A 1,177-nucleotide genomic window follows, 5' to 3' on the forward strand; every position below is an offset into this window, starting at 1 on the left:
TACCGCAGGATGCCGTAATACTTTAAAGTTAAAAAAGTAACTTTCATTAACATAGACTTTACCGGTTTTACGATTAAATATAATGGGGCTGCCACGGCGGGAAAACAAGCTTTGATAAACGGCAGGAATAGTTATATACAAAGAAAAAATACTCACCATCAAAGCCAATATTGCTATAATTACTATTGAATTACCCGCTTCAGGTTTATGAATAAGTAATAACCAAATCCATAAAATAACAGCAATGAATAAAAGTATGGTTGCAATAAGATATAAAGATGAATAAAAAATCTGATCATTGTGATCCTGACGAATAAATGCACAATAGGTGTTATTGGCATAACTTAAGCGATCGTCATGCAAAGGTACACTATAAGGACCTTTATCTAGATCCCCAAACCAACCAAAGATTTGTGGGCGGTATTTTGATGGCATTTTATTCTCCTTTTATTTATTCATCGTGAAATTGGTTGCTGCTTCGATTAATGATAAGCGGGATTTCGTCATCATCTTGTGCATTAGAGCTGATATTGATTTGGTAGTTATTTATTAGATCATAAGCAAAGGTGCCCGCTACCCAGGTTATTACCGTTAGGTGACTTTCTGGCTGGTTAGGAGCTGGCTCTTTTACTTCGATTTTTTCAATATCGGTAAAATTAGATTGCCATACCGCTTTGCCCTGAGTGAGGGTTTTAAAGGTTTTTGCTTCATAATGGTCGATAAAATAGTTTTTATCGGTGGTGACATATTCGGTGATTTTTAGGGTTTCTTTGGCTTTATCTTCGTTTAGGTGGATTGGGGAGTGCGCCACTACTGAGTGGTTATTTACCCCTGTTGAACTGATATTAAAGCGAGATTCAATCATATCCTCATCACGTTGCCCATTCTTGCCAAATAATGTAACCGTGGCCTGCAACGGCAGGTGGGCGATGGTTGCATTATTCGGGTATGTTAAATAAAAATAGAGGTGGCGGTGATGTAGCTTCATCCCACTAAATGAACTTGGTTTTTTAAAGATCATAAAGGTGTCAATGCCCGACACCGCAACCAAATAGTCATTTACCGACTGCCCAAAACCCACAAATGCCTCTTGCTCTTCGTGATAAGCGCCATACCCTAAATAGGCAAACTCTTCTTGCACCCCAAAATAACAGCGGTTTAACCAGTGATCGATAGG

At 38.5% G+C, this 1,177-nt stretch carries 2 protein-coding genes; both read right to left on the reverse strand.

What is annotated here, in order from left to right; translation table 11 throughout:
* Nucleotides 1-435: DUF6708 domain-containing protein (locus A9G34_RS02775; RefSeq protein ID WP_141670320.1), on the reverse strand; the 435-nt coding region annotated here is incomplete at its 3' end.
* A 16-nt stretch (nt 436-451) separates the two neighbouring features.
* Nucleotides 452-1,177: hypothetical protein (locus A9G34_RS10695; protein ID WP_176701465.1), on the reverse strand; the 726-nt coding region annotated here is incomplete at its 5' end.

The organism is Gilliamella sp. Choc4-2 (assembly GCF_001690355.1).
GTDB classification, from domain to species: Bacteria; Pseudomonadota; Gammaproteobacteria; order Enterobacterales; family Orbaceae; genus Gilliamella; species Gilliamella apicola_A.